The sequence below is a fragment of the Microcoleus sp. AT8-A3 genome (assembly GCF_036705675.1).
Taxonomy (GTDB): Bacteria; Cyanobacteriota; Cyanobacteriia; order Cyanobacteriales; family Microcoleaceae; genus Microcoleus.
Window position 1 is genome coordinate 1 of record NZ_JAUBVD010000070.1, and the last position, 16,900, is coordinate 16,900.

Sequence of the window (16,900 nt, forward strand, 5' to 3'; positions counted from 1 at the left end):
CGTCCCGCCCGTCCTTTCTGGGCGGGCGGGACGCCCATCCCACAAGAAAAAAGGGAAATTATTTAATTGACGATCCTTAGATGTTTTGCATCATTCCTAAACTTTTGATTTAACTTCAGAGAATTGATTCTTAAATTTTCTCCCCTTCGCCAGGAAACCGAAAAATAGGGCAGTGCCTAATATAGTAGTAGGTTCGGGAACTGGTTCTGCTTCGGGGACTGGTTGCGCTTGTGCCACTGCCATATTGTTCTTAACTTCTACTAATCTTAAATTAGTGGTGCTGTCAAAAGTCCGCGAATACACTCCCGAAGTATACAAACTCAGGCTTTTTGTATTACCTTCAGCCAGAAAAGCAAAATTAATTTGTGTTGGATTAAAGTTTCCAGCGAGGTTGTATGACACACTCAATTCCGGGGCTTTAAAAGAGTGCAAACCGATCCCAAATTGAAATGATTCTAAAAGAATGTTAGAAACAGTGTCAATTAATGCAAAAGATATACTGCCTTGGGCGCTAGCCCGTTCTGATTGGGGATTACTAACAGATGTAAAAAGATGTAAAATAGTCTGAACAGTGAAGGAAAAAGTTTCTTTAGCCTTTATAGAAAAGTCGCCGATAACTGCTGCTTGACTTTGGGCTAAACCAGAATAGTTATTCCCGCTGCCTATGACTTCACTTTGCGAGAGATTTGTTGCCAGCAATTCGTGACAGTTAGATATAAAAAATGCCTCAGCGTTCGCTTGGCTAATGGCTGCACCGCTGTTAGCTATTGTCTGAGTTTTAGTGTTAGTAAATGTACCTGTCTCAGTCGGGGTGTGACGGAAGTTGTTAATCGTTACTGCTGCGGCAGAACCGGCTATTGTGGCAGCACGGCTGGGCGCAATACCTACACTCAAGCTGGTTACTAAAGGAGTTGCTAATAAAAATGCGATCGTTCCGCTACAGTGATTGAATTTCATGGTAAATTTCCTTAAATTTGAAACATTTTAAGTGCTGTTATTGGTAACTTGTAGCGGTTGGTTGCGCTTACGTATCAATACTAGCTATATACTTAGAGATTTTTGTAAAGCTACTGTCAAGAAATCTTGTGTTTAAGTAAAAATTATGTAAAGTTGGTCGCCACAGCTACTAAAAATAGATTCTATGGGAGCTAGGGCGGGTCTTGATCTAAGTAAAATTACTGTTTACTCTAAAAAAGCTTGATTTTAAATAAATGCAATAAAATTTTATAATTAGTCGGGATAATATAAAAAGGCACAAAGCAGAAAGAGTAATCATGCTAGAAATTAAAAACATTCACACCTACTACGGAAATATCCACGCTCTCAAAGGGGTATCGCTAACAGTCTCGCAGGGAGAAGTTGTGACATTAATCGGCAGCAACGGGGCGGGGAAAACGACCACTCTCCGCACGATTCAAGGACTGCTGCGCCCGCGAATCGGCACTGTATTATTTGAGGGAAAGCCTTTAGAAGCACTATCTACAGAGGCGATCGTCCGTTTGGGGATTTCTCAAAGTCCCGAAGGGCGGTTGATTTTTCCGCGAATGACGGTGCAAGAAAACCTGGAAATGGGTGCTTATCTCCGCAACGATACTCTAGGTATCAAGTCCGATATGGAAAAAGCATTAAATTTATTTCCTCGTTTGCGAGAAAGAATTAGTCAAAAAGGGGGAACTCTCAGCGGCGGGGAACAGCAAATGTTGGCGATCGCCCGGGCTTTGATGTCGCGCCCCCGCTTGTTATTATTGGACGAGCCGAGTATGGGATTGGCACCGATGTTAGTCAGTCAAATTTTTGCGATCGTCCGCGATATTAATGCTGAAGGAACAACTATTTTGCTGGTGGAACAAAACGCCCGTATGGCTTTAAGTGTAGCCCACCGCGGCTATGTCATCCAAACCGGTCAGGTTGTAGTCGCCGGTACTGCTAGCGATTTGCAGTCAAATGAAACTGTTCGCAAAGCCTATTTAGGTGAAAGTTAAATAACTATTCTGGTAATCGGTAATGGGTAATCGGTAACAGCAATTACCAATTACCAATTAGCAATTACCCTATTTGCGATCGCAACTTCCCCGTTTCCAATTCCGTCTCAAAAGCCGCCCGCACCTTTTCCCACTCCGCTTGGGCTTCCAACAGGCGATCGCGCGCCGTACTCACATCAAAAACCTGTTCCCCTCCCGACTCAACCGCCAAGCGACCCATATATTCCAACTCCTTGCAAACAGCAGAAAAAGACACCGCTCCTAAATTGGCGCTGCTCGACTTCAGCGTGTGAGAAGCCAGCTTCAAACTATCAGCATCGCCGAGAAAAATAGCCTCCTTAATAGTTTCTAAATGTTGCGGTGCGTCTACCAAATATATCTTGATCAGCTCCCCCAAAAAATCCGGATCTTCATCATCGTCTAGCTCGCGGAGATTTTGCAAAATATGAAAATCAATCGGCGAATCGGCTCCCGGTTGAACGCTCGAAGATGCCGCAGCATCACTGTCAATGTCATCAGAAATATCTTGATTGTTTTCCTCTGTTACCGCATCCAATTCATCCCGAATCAGAGGTGAGCACTTGCTCAAGGCGATCGCCAACTCTTCCCGGCGTACCGGCTTAGTAATATAATCGTCCATACCTGCTTCCAGACACTTTTCGCGATCGCCCTGCATCGCATTAGCAGTCATCGCAATAATTCTCGGCTTCTTGTTAGCAGGCCATTCCTGACAAATGCGGCGCGTCGCTTCCAACCCATCCATATTCGGCATCTGCACATCCATCAGCACAACATCGTAAGATTGCCGCTTCAGCGCCTCCAAAACCTCCAACCCATTAGCCGCAATATCAGCCCGATATCCTATCCTGTCGAGTAAATGCGTAGCCACTTTTTGATTCACCACATTGTCCTCCGCCAGCAAGATCCGAATCTGACTAGAATTAGCTCCATCCTGTCCGGCAGAATTCGTCGCAACCTGCCTCAAAACAGCAGGCGTCCGCTGCGCGCGGTGTTGTTCTTGAGAATTTTCAAAATACTTCAATCCCGAAGTCAAAGTCACCACATTTGAAACTTCTCCCCTGCCGCTTCTGCCAGTAACATATCCAAAAACTTGCAGCAACACATTATAAAACTGGGACTGTTTTAAAGGCTTAGTTAAAAAAGCCGAAAAATGTACTTCTGTAGTTTCAAGTTTTTTCCAAACTTCCGCCTTACTTAAATAAGTAAACAGTACCAAAGGTAGTGCTATTTTGCGAGGGTTTTTAACGATGACATTCGGATTTAAGCCGTCGTCGCCAGACAAATTGCTCTGCTCAAATTTCCGAATCTCCACAGCCAAAGCCACACCGTCCATATCTGGTAGATTCATCGCCAAAATAGCTAAATCGAGCGGCGAGTTTCCTTTGATGATTTCCAAAGCCTCAGCACCCGAAGTTACAGCCACGGGTATCATTCCCCAAGACTCTGCCTGCCGGATCAAAACTTGCCGGTTAATGGCATGATGCTCAACAATTAACAAGCGCTTACCAGCGGCAAATTCCGGTCTTTTTTCCTCAGCCCGGATGTCATTCGCTTCAGCAGTCACCGTGAAATAAAAAATCGAACCCGAACCCGATATCAAGGGCGGAGTAAATTCTTCTGGCGACCTTCCAGCGATACTTTGTCCGGCAGAAACTCCCGGTTGAGACTTAGAACTTCGGGGATCAACCTGGCTGACAACCCACATTGTACCGCCCATCATATCGCTCAAACGCTGGCTGATAGCCAGTCCCAAACCCGTCCCGCCGTAATGTCGTGTTGTCGAAGCATCCACCTGCGAAAAAGCTTTAAACAGGCGATCCATCCGGTCTGGCGGAATACCAATTCCCGTATCTTGGACAGCAAATTGAATCTCGTATTGTTTGCTACGTGCCAACTCTCCCTGGTTAATTGCTAGCGGTTGTGGATCTAGAATATTAATTTTTTCCGGCGAACTCTTAGCAGCTACCGGTTCAATTTGCCTAGCCGTACAGCACACCACAATTTCTCCAGATTCTGTAAACTTAACTGCATTGCCCAGCAAATTTACCAAAATTTGGCGCAGTCTCGTGACATCTCCTAAAATGTTTTTTGGCACAGAATCATCAATAAAATAAGCCAACTCTAAACCTTTTTCTGAGGCTCTAGGAGCCAGTAATTCTAGAGATTCTTCTATACAGTTTTGCAGCTCGAAGGGGCTGCGTTCCAAATCCAATTTTCCAGATTCAATCTTGGAAAAGTCGAGAATATCGTTAATAATAGTCAGCAAAGCATCGCCGCTGGTACGAATTGTCTCCACAAAATCCCGCTGTTCTGGAGTTAGTTCCATATCCAGCAGCAAGCCCGTCATCCCGATGACCGCATTCATCGGAGTGCGGATTTCGTGACTCATCGTTGCTAAAAATTCGCTCTTAGCTCTATTAGCAACTTCCGCCGCTTGTCGTGCTTGATCCAAAGCTTCATTTTGCTCTGCTAACTGTCGCTGTCGCTGAACTTCGGTTTCTAAAAGTTGTGCTTGAGCTAAGGTAATGCCAACTTGAGCGGCAACATCTTCTAACAGTTCAATTTCGTCTGGATTCCACTGGCGAGTTGCATCGCACTGGTGCAAAGTAATAATTCCATTCGGTTCTCCTTGATAGGAAGTGCGAACAGCCAACATAGATTTTAATCCGATGCGGCGGCACATCGGCCCCGAAGATTCCAGCAAAGGATCGGCAAACACATCGGGAGATGCCAGGGCTATATCTTCAGCGAGAAGTTTTTCTGTGTAGGGGTTATAAGTGACAGAAAGTTCTAAATCTAAAGCCGATTCGTGACCGGGTTCTAAGTATTCCGCGACGCAAGGAAGGTGGGGATAAGGTTCCGAAAGATAGGTGTGAATTGTACAGCGATTGACACCAAATACGCGGCCGATTTGGGTGGCGGTAGTTTGAAAAATTTCTTGAGTGTCTAAAGTCGATCGCACTTTTTGAGTAATTTGTTTGAGTAGTAAAACGCGCTGGTACTGACGTTGCAAAGTTCGCTCTCGCTCTTCGCGGGCAATTTCTGCGCCGATGTAATTGCCCATCAACTTTAAAATTTCAAAATTCAGCGGTTTAAAAGGAGATTTAGTGGTGCGAGAAGTAAAGCTCAAAGTGCCATAAATTCGCCCTTGCACTATTACCCTCGTCCCCACAAAAGCCTCCAACTTGCGGACGCTGTAAGCGGGGTGGTTGCGCCACTGAGTAGTGCCGGCTGATTCGACAGAAATAGGTTCGCTCGATCGCAAAACCTCTCGCTCAAAGGTTCTGCTCAAAGCAAAACCGTCTCCTTTAGCAAATCCAAAGGGAAAATCTTCCGGTACATAAGCCGAAATCACTTCGTAGCGATCGCCCAAAACCCTGCCCAACAGCCCGATATCCATCCCAAACTGACTACAGCCCATCGCCAGCAACCGGATCGTTCGATCGTCAAAAGAGCCTTCCGAGCTCACCATTACCTCGTAGAGCGATCGAATTGCCCGCTCGCTTTCCCGCAGTTCCTCAACTCCTTCGAGGCGGTTGCAGACATCGTGCAAAGTCCCGAAAATTCCCGCTATTTCGCCTTGCGAATTCCGGCGGACTTGGGCAAATAATTCTACGGAAACAAAGCCGGAATTACTGTGAATTCCCAAGGAGTTTTTTTCCGAAACCGACTTGGACTTAAATCGCAGTTCTCGCCGTTCAAATTCCGACTTCCCGGACAGCAAAGACTCCAATAAATTTGCACATTGCTCGCGCTCATCTGGATGCACCCACTCTAAAAAATTAGTTTGCAAACTTTCGGAAACCGCATAATTAGTAATTTCCGTCCAAGCGCGGTTGAGGAATTTCCAAACCCCCGCCGCATCTATGTGGAAAATTACTGTTGCTTTCAAAGAGTCAAATAGATGGAATTGTTCTCGATCGTGCTCGCGGTTTTTGACTTCAAACTGCTTGTTTAGAGTAATATCTGTATGAGTTCCTACTACCCGCAGCGGTTTGCCAGTAGCGCTGCGTAAAACTTGACCCCGGTTCAGCACCCAGACAGTGCTGCCGTCTTTACAGTACATCCGATATTCGGCTGCAAAATCCGGTGTCTTTTGGGCGAAGTGTTCTTCTAAAGCTGCCTTTACCGAGTCAATATCATCTCGGTGGATGCGACTCCACCATTCCGATCGGCGATTCGAGATTTCCCCTTCTTGGTAGCCCAGCATTTCTTGCCACCGCGCCGAATAAAAAAACTCATCTGTTTCGAGATTCCAGTCCCAAATCCCCTGATTGTTGACTGCAGGGGGGAGATTTGGCCGCTCTACGAAACTGTGGTAAGAAATTTCAGCCATCTCGTGGCTATTTGCTGCTGTCCGCTGTATTTCTGCTGAGAGTTTTTTGTATTGAGCGTTGCTAGATTCTAGCTGGCGCTGCAAAGCAATTAAGCCAGAATGCAGAGATTTGGAATCCAGCGCTTGTAAAAGGATAGTTTTAGGATTAATAATCCCGATCGGGTGATTTGTTTCGTTGATGACTAATAAAGGCAACTGGCAGTAGTGTTTTTGCAGCAGCGCCACGGCTGCTTCGAGGCTAGAGTGCGATCGCACCAGTGGCGGCGAACTGCTGCAAATTGCTCCCGCTTTAATTTTGTTAGAGTCTCTTCCCAGGGCCTGCAACTGCACGATATCCCGCGAACTTACCACCCCAACCAGTTTGTGAATGTTGGGATTTGTAAATTTGGAATTGTGAGCAGCACCAGTCGAGTGTTGATCGGGGGTTTCAGTGATTAATACATAACTAACATTGTGTCTAAACATCAGTTGCGCCAAGTAGCGAACCGAAGAATTAGAAGGAGCGTGAATTATTCGTGAAGCTGCTATTTGAGGGATTTGATAAAGTTTAATTAAACTTGCGGGCAGCTCTAATTTATGATGCACAATTGGCAGCGGCGGAGGGAACGCGAAAGCCGCAGGTAGCGAAGCGCTGCTAATTGCTTTTGGTGTCGATTCCCCAATTTCCTGCAACACTTGCACCAAGCTTTGAGAGCTAATTAAACCGACAAGTTCTTCAGCCTCGCTGACGACGGGCAAATGGCTGATCTGATTTTTATCCAGCAGATTGGCTAAGGCAAAAAAGTCGGGAATTTCCGATTCTCTGGCTACAGTTACGGTTCTGATCATGATTTGCTCGATCGCAAATCCCCTCAAAGCAGCGCCGATCGAATTTAGCTGTACGATATCTCGCGCTGTAAAAATCCCCAGCACTGTCTGGCTGCTAGGATAGGGAGCTTTTGAGCCGTTGAGAGGCCGCCCGTTGCCTCCTGCGTGTAGCGCACGCGGTACACCGTTGTAGAAACCCGACTGTTCCCGCGATTGTGGGGAAGTCCCGTTCGTGGGATTTCCGAGTTGATAATTCCCGCGCGGTTCTACCACGAGGACGTAACTGGCTCCTGTGCTACTCATCAGCTCGATCGCCTTTTCTACGGGCGTCTCAGGGGTGACGGTGAGGGGATTGCGGTTGATGACCTGACTGAGGGAGGGAATAAACATCAGGGGGCATAAAAGTGATATTTGTTGGAAAAAGCCGATCGCGAGCAGCAGGTTGATTGAGAGGCTTTACCCGCGAGATTTCCAAGCGCGCTCAAAGTTTCTGTACGATTCAACTCACCCATACTTCCAGCATCTTGGCATTTAAAATTAATTCCGTGCCATATCCTGATAATTGACGGCTTCTGACTTCCAGAACCAATGCTATCTGCCAGAGGGCGGACATGAAGGCGGGCGGGTAATTCCTCGCCTAGCCTAACTGCTGCGGGTTTACGAGCAAGAATTTCTGCGATTGTCTAGACTGCACCCTACTTTCTGCCCCTCAACGGAACTCTCGCTCACATTCTGTTTGAGGCCAGATACCTGCACCCTACCAATTTACCAGCGACAGGAGGGGAATCACAACATGACATTTAGGTATTGCAACTGTGCAATTGGGGGTTCGAGGGTTCGAGGGTTCCAGGGTTCCAAGGCCAAGCAGGCAGAAAATAAATAATTTTGAGCATAACTAATTCTATCTTATCCCAATTATGGCCCAGAGGATTTGAGCTTCAATTCTGGCGATCGAACTTGATGAGAATAGCGCTGTTCCCTGCCAGTGTAAAACTCGCATTGCCACCCTTGAGCCTTAAGCTACCAACAACCTCATCCATTGTTTTAGAACTGAACTCCCGCACCGTGCCATTACCAGTTTTTATCAGCTCCGAAATATCAGCATTAACAGTGTAAGATGTTGCTCGGTCATTGACAACCAGCAAGTAAACATTCTTGCTAGCATCAAGAGTTGCAACTGCCATTAAATCCGAACTATTAGTGATAGGAAAAAAGGTAGCTTTCCCGCCCTGCAAAGCCCTAATTCCCATCCGTAAAGCATAGTAGCCTGCGCGCCGTTTTCCCCCGTCCCCTAGCAAACCTTCCGCCCCTGCGGGCTTGCCCCAGTCGTACAAACAGAATATGTGACTGCCGTCAATATAATTATCCCCCGGTTGAGAACCTCGAATCAAATTCTTAATCAAATTTAAAGCTAAAGATAAATCACCGTAGCTCATGTTGTAAGTTCCCCATTCTCCTACCCAAAGCTGCGAGTTAGCGCGGACAGTACCGTTCATCCAGCCGCGCACTTTGCGGGTGTAGCTAGAAATATCTGCATCGTAGTTGTGGACATTGACTGTATCGAAATAATTCGGTATTTCCTGCAAAGCACTAGCCGGCCAATTGCTGCCGCCTATGGTTTTCGGGCCGTGGATGCGGTAAGTGCGCGAAGGCAAATAAGTTTTATAAACAAAGTCGATCGCATCTTTTGCCACCTTAACCAATTCAAAATAGTCAGCCCTAGTCCCGCCCCAACCCTGATCGCGATTGTCCGGTTCGTTGTGAATTTCCCAATCATCAACGCGGTAATCATTGCGAACATTCAGCCAATAAACCGTAGCAAAAACGTGTTCCCACCACTCGTTCCAATCTTCTCCTGTGCGCGGCGGATTCAGTTGCAGTGCCCAACTGGGATTCCAGTTATTATCAACATTACGAATACTCACAACCGGGCGAATATTTGCTTGTTTGAGACTATTAAAAATAGTCCTGGCATTGCCTTGCCAAACCCTACCTGGTCGTCCCGACCACCAATAATCGCTACCCTGGGGCGGATTAGTCATCATCTGATCCCAATGTGCCCAATTAATTATATTGGGATTTGTCTTAATTTCGTCAATAGATGGCCAACCGTATTTACCATCATCATCTTCAGCTTCCCATCGAGACATACCCCCGTAAATGCGGTAGGTATTAATTCCCAAATCTTGCAAATCTTTGATGTCGAAATTGATATTGCCTTCGACTGCACCGATGTAGCGAGTGCTGACACCCGCAGCAGTGCCGGAAATTTTAATTGTTTCGATGTTTTGAGCAAAAGTTGTCATTCCGATGAACAACCCTAGGCTGATGGCAATTAAAACACCTAGAAAAAAAATCAGAATTCTAGTTTTTGATAACACGTGATTATTAACTACTAATTTAGGTTATTTTCTGTTCGAGGTAAATATACCCATCGCTAATCTAACTTAACGGGCGATCGAGTTTGTTAGCTATTGTAATAAAAAAGCATTAACTATACCAATTTCCCGAATTAACACATAAAGTAAAATAGCACAGGTAGCAGTCAAAAGTGAAGGTTCACCTCGAACAACCACAGTAAAATATTTGGGTATAACAATTAACCATATAAATTGCGTTAAATATCTGGCGGGGTGACAACGCCGCCGGAAACCCAGCCAGGGCTCATATTTGATCGACTTGTGTTAAAAAAGATAGGTCAGAGCATTCCAAGGGACGATCGCCTTTTGTTCGCGGGTAACAAGAAAACATGGACGCCCAAGCTACAGATAAAGCGAGTTTGGGCTTGATCTGGGCTGAAAATTTGTTTAAGTCCCGTTAGGAAAAAACGCTTTTATTAATTAATTAGACGATCGCCATTTAATAAAAACATTAAACCCTCAGCAATTGCCGAGGGTTTATTTCCCAAATCCTACAATTTTCCCCACAAAAAATATATCGGTCTAAAGGTAGATGATATTGGTGACCAACCTAGGTTATGCTCGGAGAACTTCTATACTTGTTTATAGCTACAAAACAGGCGCATCAAAAATGCAATAATTAGACCCAAAGCCCCACTCGTGAAGCAACCTAAAACATCGATGGATTTCTCTAGAGTAAGTCTTAAAGGAGCATAAAAATGTTAGATATTGATGAAATGAGTTCAAAAGAAATACAAGAACTTTTGCAGCAAGTAGGACACGGACACCTCGGCTGTGTATTTGAAGGGCTTCCCTACGTTGTGCCAATGCACTATTATCTCCAAGATTCGGACATATACATTTTCACAACAGTCGGGATGAAAACGAAGTATATCGACGGCAATCCAGAAGTCTGCTTGCAAGTGGAAGAAGTCCGCGATATGGAACACTGGCGCAGCGTTGTCGTGAACGGGCGAGCAGAACGCCTTACGCAGCAGGAAGACATCGATCGCGCGATGGAATTGGTCAAAGAACACAACCCCAAACTTTCGCCCGCCATCAATCGCACCTGGATTGACTCGCAAGGGCGTGCGGAGACCATCGCAATTTACCGCATTCAGCCCTGGGAAATGAGCGGGCGCACGACGGAGGGAATCAGCAGTCGGTGAACGTCGAGACTCACTTGTTACCGGGTTTTTTACGAAAATACTTAATTAAGATTTTCAATCTCGGTAAAAAACCCGGTTTACGATCGTCAGAGCGCCTCCAACACTAGAAATTACAAAAAAGTGCGGCCGGAGAAAATAGTGCCAAATATCAGCTCAAACAGCTTTGCTTGCCAAAAAATCTCTCATGTACCGATTCACTAACTGCGGCTGTTCCTGCTGCACCCAGTGGCTGCAATTAGGAATGTAATGAATCTGAAAATCCCGCACGTAATCTGCGGTTCCATAGGTTAACTCTTTGCCGAGGGCCGCATCTTTTTCTCCCCAAATCATCAGCGTCGGAACTTCCAGCACGCTCCAATTCTGGCGATCGAGAAATCCGCGAGCAATATTGCGGTAATAATTGATAGTAGCAGTCAGAGCGCCCCGTTTGGCAGCGGCATCTTTGTAAGCTTCGATATCTGAGGGACTAAAGGTGCTTTTGTCAACTGCCATACCTTCCAAAGCAGCCGAAATTGCTTGATAGTCGTCCCACTGAATTAACAACTCCGGCAAAACTGGCAACTGAAATAAAAAGATGTACCAACTTTTCAGCAATTGTTGGGGAGTGCGTAACCCTTCAGCAAACTTGGCCGGATGCGGTAGATTCATCACAATTAATTTATCCACCATTTCGGGATAAGCATAAGCAAAATTCCAGGCGATCGCGCCTCCCCAGTCGTGACCAACTAAGACGCAACTTTCGTATCCCAAACCCTGAATAATGCCCTTGACATCTTGCACAAACTCTGCCATAACGTAAGCAGATCGATCGCGAGGTTTGTCGCTGTCGTTGTAACCCCTGAGATCCACAGCGACAACTTTATAATCTGATGCAAATTCTGGGATTTGATGCCGCCAAGAATACCAAAATTCAGGAAATCCGTGCAGCATCAGCATCAGCGGCCCAGAACCTTGAGTGACATAGTGCAGTTTAATGCCGTTCGTAGCGATAAATTCGTGTTTCCAAGCAGCTTCCTTCTAGCACAGACATATTTGATGCTTCCTCTAGCTATCGAGATAGCCTAGCAGTTCCTCTCTTTAAGAGGAACCAACTTTAGGCCGATCTAGCAATTCTCCCAGCACTTGTAAACTCTTCCTTTTCTCTTCATTTGTGGAACAGGCGTCCCATCGGTGGTTCTTCGCGAAAAAAAGCCGTAGCTTGCGGGGCCCGACGCCATTGCCCGTTTCCCAAAAAGATTGCTATCTCTGTCAAAATAATAGTATAATGTTGCTGGCATCCAGACAACTGTTAAGCCAAAAATTACTCATTTTAGAGCGCGCGAAAATCTCGAAGCGCAAGAAATTGAGTTTTGTTGATAGCGCCAGTTCAATAATTAAGATCGGGCGAGTGTACTAGGAACTAAAGGAGTTAATACTATGTCGGGCGATCGCCTGCAAAACATTGTTAACCGCTTGACAGATCGTCTAAAGCGCGATGTATTAGTTGAAAAATCCCTCTACGACATTCGAGAAGTTTTGCAGAGCGATCGCGCGGTGCTTTATCATTTTTACAAACAGTGGCAAGGTCGAGTGACTTACGAGATGTTAAGTGCGATCGAACTCTCAATCTTGGGTTCAACGGGGCCAGACGAATGTTTTAGCGGCGAATACGCTGCTTTGTACGAAGCGGGCAGAGTTAAAGCAATTGCAGATATTGAAGTAGAACCAATTAACCCATGTCACCGAGATTTTCTGCTTAGCCTGAAAGTTCGCGCCAATTTAGTCGTGCCAATTTTAACAAACAAAGGACTGTGGGGGCTGTTAATTGCTCATCAGTGCAGCGGGCCCCGCACTTGGTCGCGATCGGACATTGAATTCATGCAGCAACAAGCACAAAATATGGCAATGTCTCCCACAATTCAAGATAGTTAATATTTAATCCCAGATTCTGCTTGGTGACAGTTGGGGTATCGAGCATAAAATATATATGCGAAAACCGAGACAGAAATATTTACACATATATAATGTTGCAAAGCTTACGGGAAGAGAATTTCAGATTCTATTTTGTGTAATTAATTCTGTCTAACTACTTATCCATCTAACTGTTCCAAACCTTGGTCTCTAGGAATAGTTGGTGGCAAGGAGTTTTCGGATGCTGGGGGAGCGAAACCCAAGAATGATATCTTGAGGAGACACGCCGCGTTGAATCAGTTCTCGATCGATGTAGATTTCGGTACTGTTGTGTTGAATCCAGATTTGATTTTCGATGATATCAAGCTGCATGGCACACCCATAGATGCGATATTCGTCGCGCCATTCGTTGTGCATAACGAGGTATCGATCGCGGGCGAAATCGAATATTAGCTGAGCATTTGCGTCATTTTTAGAAAAGTCTTCGAGAAAGTCACAAACAATTTTGCGGTATTCGTTTAGTCTATCCATTGGTCGATCGCCTCACGAGTTGGATTATAAACAATTAGTCGAATTTCATAACGTTCGATGACAGTTTTTGCGGGTTCAAACCTGAGAAACATTTGGTAGGTATCGGTGGGCACTGCCAGATAGAGTATACGTTCGGGTTCGCTAGAGACTTCGAGGGCAACGCGATAGTTGAGGAATTGACCGAGGGCAGTGTGGAATTCAGAAATGGTGGAGCCACCTACGAAACTTTTGACTTCTACAGCTATTTTACGTCCTTCTTTTTCAGCGGCGATCGCTTCTTCGGCTGCAAGATCGATGTAGACATCAGCAACACCATAGCGTAACTGGTAGGGATCGTGGGTAATCTTCCAGCCATCTTTTTGTAGGGCGATTTTGACCCTGTTGTGGAAGAGATCCTTTGCCATTTTTAGTTTGGGTTCTAATTGGACGTATTCCCCTTAGATAGCATTACGATCGAGTAAGACTTGCTGTCTCCCGATCGTACCGGAATTGATCGAGGGTTCCTTCCTTGATTTTTTCGATCGCCTCCTCAATGACTTCTAGTGGAACGAGGAACCACTCCCTTGGCTGCACTGGTATACCGAAGCGATCCTGTAATTCCAAATCCAATCGAGCACTGGCGAAGAACTTCTGAAGGAGTGCCTCAAGTCGCTTCCGGTTCATATTTGCCAGTTTGAATTTTGCGACGATTTCCACATCTGCTAGTAGATAGGTGGGGTCTTTCTTGGCGTTGGCAATTCGGCTTTTTACGTCTCCTCCGGTGACGCCGATCTTGTGAATAATAGACCGATTCTCCGCAATGAAGGGGTGATCCGATTGGCTCCTGAGCACGTAAATGTACCCAGTTGGTAAGTCGTCTGCTGCTTCAATGTGAGAAAATAGGGGGCCGAAATCTGGGGTGGTGATGCGGCGGCTGGCCTTGTCTTTATTTAAAGCACGCTGGAGCGATCGCAACAGCAAATCGCTCTCGGTGGCATTGTCATAAACCACCCTCAGCCGGCAGTCCGATCGACCATAGTCGCTGACAAACGGCTCACCCATATCGACCACCATCACCTTCTGCCCATCAAGGATGAACAAATCACCTTCCTTTACAGCCGCATAGTCTTGATATTTGATGGTTTGCCGTTCCCCCGACTGCAATTGCCGTTGCACTTTGTCAAAGATGGGTTTGAATTCATCAAAGTCCTGACAGGGAGTACGTTGGGCGATTTCCTCGGCTGCTTTGATTTCGCTGCGCGATCGCACATGAGTAAGCTGGGTAACGTCGTTCTCTGAGGCTGCATCGACTCCCAGGGAGGCCAGCAGTGCTTCATCTGTCAGATTGCTTTCTGTGATCGGGCTGGCATCAGTCTCAGCATCTAACAGTCTGCGTGAGTCTAGGGGTTCCAAGACTGCACGACATTCCTCCGATTCTCGCAGGCGATCGAGCCGTACTGCATAAAGCCGCTCGAAGATATCGCGATCTTCCCCATGCTGGGGCAGTCTGCCATATTCTTCCACAAACCGCTCGATCTCCTCAAAGCCTGCGACGATCCGCTCTTCTCTGGCAGAACGCTGGCCGGAGGGTTCGGGGGTCATGTCCATGCCCAATTCACCGAGCAATTCCAAATCATCATCGGTGGTGTACTTAGGCATTAGTTTCCTCCTTCACTTTGCGTTGCAGGAAGGCAACTCCTTCTGCCATCCGTTTTTCCCAGGGATCGACTGCTGTGAGAGAGGGCAACCTGCCTTTTTCTTGCTTGAACCGCAGCGCCCGTTTGGCTAATTCCCGCGCTTCTTCCACGCTAAGGGTTACTCGCTTAGCCGCAATGACTTCTGCCACCTGCTTCAGCCGTTCTTCGCTCATGGACTTAGCCAGAATGGCATAGGCTTCGCCAAAGGGATTGATGCGATCGATCAGATCCATATCGAGGTCTGTTACCGATAGGGCGAACTTCCTCACCCCATCGAGGAGTGAGGTGTTTTTCGCTGCTTCCCCACCACCAGGATTTGTGGCGTACTGCCCACCACTTTCGTTCATGGTTTTTTTAGCTTGTTGGACGAGGGTTAGGGCGGCGATCGCGTGTTGGCGGACGGCTTCTCGATCTTCCGCTTCTAGATTTGGGAACTTCTCTTTGACGATTTTGCCCATGCGAACTTGGGTGAGTTCTTCCGGCACCAGTTCTTCATCAAATAGGCCGCGCTCGATCGTTGGCTTATCTTGGACAAAAGCCGTCACCAGTTCGGTCAAGTCTTCGCGGCAGATGCGTTCGGCTTCCGGGCTCTTGGGTTCGGCTAATCCCTTAATTTCCATTTGAATCAGGCCTCTCTCTGGATTGATGCCCACGTTGCACTTGCCTGGATTGTAACCATCTTCCCCGTAGTCGAAACCGGGTGTTGGTTGATTGTCGGGGCGCTTGGGTTTGAACTCGAAGCGCGGCGCGAGCACTTGCTCCATCAGTAGGCTGGCTGCAATGGCTTTGAGCGTGTCGTTCACCGCCTCGGTGACGGCAGATTCGGCGGCATCCGGCTCGGCAATCAGGTTGGTGAACCGAGCGCGGGTTTTCCCTGGTGCATCACGGGTGGCGCGACCGATAATCTGAATAATCTCTGTCAAACTGGAGCGGTAGCCGATCGTCAGGGCGTGCTCGCACCAGATCCAATCAAAACCCTCTTTCGCCATGCCGAGGGCGATGATAATGTCCACACGATCGCGATTGTTCTTCTGGGTGGGGTCTTTTAGGGCGGTGGCGACTTTATCCCGTTTGGTGGGGTCGTCGTCTACGAGATCGGCGATTTTGAGGATCGTGCCGTCGGCGGTTTTGACGAGTTGAAATCCCGTGTTGGGATCGGTGCCTTGCCATTCGCCCAGTTCCTCGATGATGTGCTCCACCTCGCGGATCTTGTCCTTCGTACTTTCGCGGGAGTTGACGTTGGGAATGTGCAGGATGGTTTTCTCTTTGGGGTTTAGCACCTGCACGATTTCGTCGGTGTAGCTACCCGCGTAGAAGTAGTAGCCAATGTCGAGTTGCTTCAAGTATTGGTAGCCGTTGAGCTGTTCGTAGTAGGTGTAGGTGACGGTATCGAATCGGGATTCGTCTTCGGGGTGCAACACAGCTTCGGCATCGCCACGAAAGTAGGAGCCGGTCATGGCTATGATGTGGGTTTTGTCGCGGGCCATGAGTTGGCGCACACGATCGCCCAGCTTGTTGTCTGGGTTGGACGAAACATGATGAAATTCGTCTATGGCGATTAGGCGATCGTCTAAGATTTCGATACCGAATTTGTCCACGGCAAAGCGGAATGTGGCGTGAGTGCAGACCAGAATCTTGGCATTGCTGGCTAGAAACTTCTGCACCGCGCCCACTTTGCCGCCGTCGTTTCCCGGTGCGTCGCAGAGATTCCACTTCGGCTCAACTTGCCAATCGGCCCAAAAGCCAAACTGACTCAGCGGCTCATCGTGGAAGCTGGAGCCGATCGCCTTTTCTGGTACTACGATGATGGCTTGTTTGAGGTTCTGGTTCTCTAGTTTGTCCAAGGCGATGAACATCAATGCCCGACTTTTGCCGGAGGCGGGAGGCGATTTGATCAGGAGGTATTGTTCGCCGCGCTTTTGGTAGGCGCGTTCTTGCATGGGGCGCATACCGAGGGCGTTGGGGCGGGTGGAGGTGCCATCCTGGGCGTAGGTGACGGAAACTGAGGGAATCGCGATCGGTTTGCTCATGGGTGGTAAACTTTGGTTTTGCGATTGACAGGCTGTTCGGTAGCACTTATCGGACATTC

General features: G+C 47.2%; 11 protein-coding genes. 3 read left to right on the top strand and 8 right to left on the bottom strand.

What is annotated here, in order from left to right; all coding sequences use genetic code 11:
- Window positions 1–96: 96 nt before the first annotated feature.
- The gene (locus QUB51_RS26470; RefSeq protein WP_333208329.1) at window positions 97–957 is read right to left on the bottom strand and encodes a PEP-CTERM sorting domain-containing protein; all 861 of its coding nucleotides are present in this window, start codon (window positions 955–957) and stop codon (window positions 97–99) included.
- A gap of 317 nt (window positions 958–1,274) precedes the next feature.
- Here QUB51_RS26470 and QUB51_RS26475 point away from each other — a divergent pair, with 317 nt between their 5' ends.
- A complete protein-coding gene (locus tag QUB51_RS26475; protein WP_333053265.1) occupies window positions 1,275–1,982 on the top strand; it encodes an ABC transporter ATP-binding protein in 708 nt (235 codons plus the stop codon).
- A 64-nt stretch (window positions 1,983–2,046) separates the two neighbouring features.
- Here the strand turns inward: QUB51_RS26475 and QUB51_RS26480 are convergent, their stop codons facing one another.
- Window positions 2,047–7,536 (bottom strand): response regulator, encoded by a 5,490-nt coding sequence (locus tag QUB51_RS26480; protein ID WP_333262893.1) that lies wholly within the window; start codon window positions 7,534–7,536, stop codon window positions 2,047–2,049.
- A 548-nt stretch (window positions 7,537–8,084) separates the two neighbouring features.
- Window positions 8,085–9,452 (bottom strand): hypothetical protein, encoded by a 1,368-nt coding sequence (locus QUB51_RS26485; protein ID WP_333208330.1) that lies wholly within the window; start codon window positions 9,450–9,452, stop codon window positions 8,085–8,087.
- An 812-nt stretch (window positions 9,453–10,264) separates the two neighbouring features.
- Here QUB51_RS26485 and QUB51_RS26490 point away from each other — a divergent pair.
- The gene (locus QUB51_RS26490; protein ID WP_333262890.1) at window positions 10,265–10,714 is read left to right on the top strand and encodes a pyridoxamine 5'-phosphate oxidase family protein; all 450 of its coding nucleotides are present in this window, start codon (window positions 10,265–10,267) and stop codon (window positions 10,712–10,714) included.
- Between the two features lie 153 nt (window positions 10,715–10,867).
- On the opposite strand, the gene QUB51_RS26495 is transcribed toward QUB51_RS26490, so the two are convergent.
- Window positions 10,868–11,644 carry an alpha/beta hydrolase gene (locus QUB51_RS26495; RefSeq protein WP_333053269.1) on the bottom strand — a complete coding sequence of 259 codons (777 nt, stop codon included), beginning with the start codon at window positions 11,642–11,644 and terminating at the stop codon, window positions 10,868–10,870.
- Window positions 11,645–12,130: 486 nt separating this feature from the next.
- Between QUB51_RS26495 and QUB51_RS26500 the strand changes: the two genes are divergently transcribed.
- The gene (locus QUB51_RS26500; RefSeq protein ID WP_333053270.1) at window positions 12,131–12,625 is read left to right on the top strand and encodes a GAF domain-containing protein; all 495 of its coding nucleotides are present in this window, start codon (window positions 12,131–12,133) and stop codon (window positions 12,623–12,625) included.
- Window positions 12,626–12,814: 189 nt separating this feature from the next.
- On the opposite strand, the gene QUB51_RS26505 is transcribed toward QUB51_RS26500, so the two are convergent.
- From QUB51_RS26505 to QUB51_RS26520, 4 genes are read right to left on the bottom strand one after another with little or no spacing between them, the layout of a single operon-like run.
- Window positions 12,815–13,135 (bottom strand): XisI protein, encoded by a 321-nt coding sequence (locus QUB51_RS26505; RefSeq protein ID WP_333053271.1) that lies wholly within the window; start codon window positions 13,133–13,135, stop codon window positions 12,815–12,817.
- On the bottom strand, window positions 13,123–13,539 hold the full coding sequence (locus QUB51_RS26510; protein ID WP_333262887.1) for a XisH family protein: 417 nt from the start codon (window positions 13,537–13,539) through the stop codon (window positions 13,123–13,125). Before QUB51_RS26510 ends, QUB51_RS26505 begins: the two co-directional genes overlap by 13 nt.
- A gap of 43 nt (window positions 13,540–13,582) precedes the next feature.
- Complete coding sequence (locus tag QUB51_RS26515; RefSeq protein WP_333208336.1) at window positions 13,583–14,773, bottom strand: GIY-YIG nuclease family protein; 1,191 nt, start codon at window positions 14,771–14,773, stop codon at window positions 13,583–13,585.
- Entirely contained in the window at window positions 14,766–16,898 is a 2,133-nt protein-coding gene (locus tag QUB51_RS26520; RefSeq protein WP_333053274.1) for a DEAD/DEAH box helicase, read from the bottom strand. The genes QUB51_RS26515 and QUB51_RS26520 overlap by 8 nt, the downstream gene beginning before the upstream one ends.
- Between the last annotated feature and the right edge of the window lie 2 nt (window positions 16,899–16,900).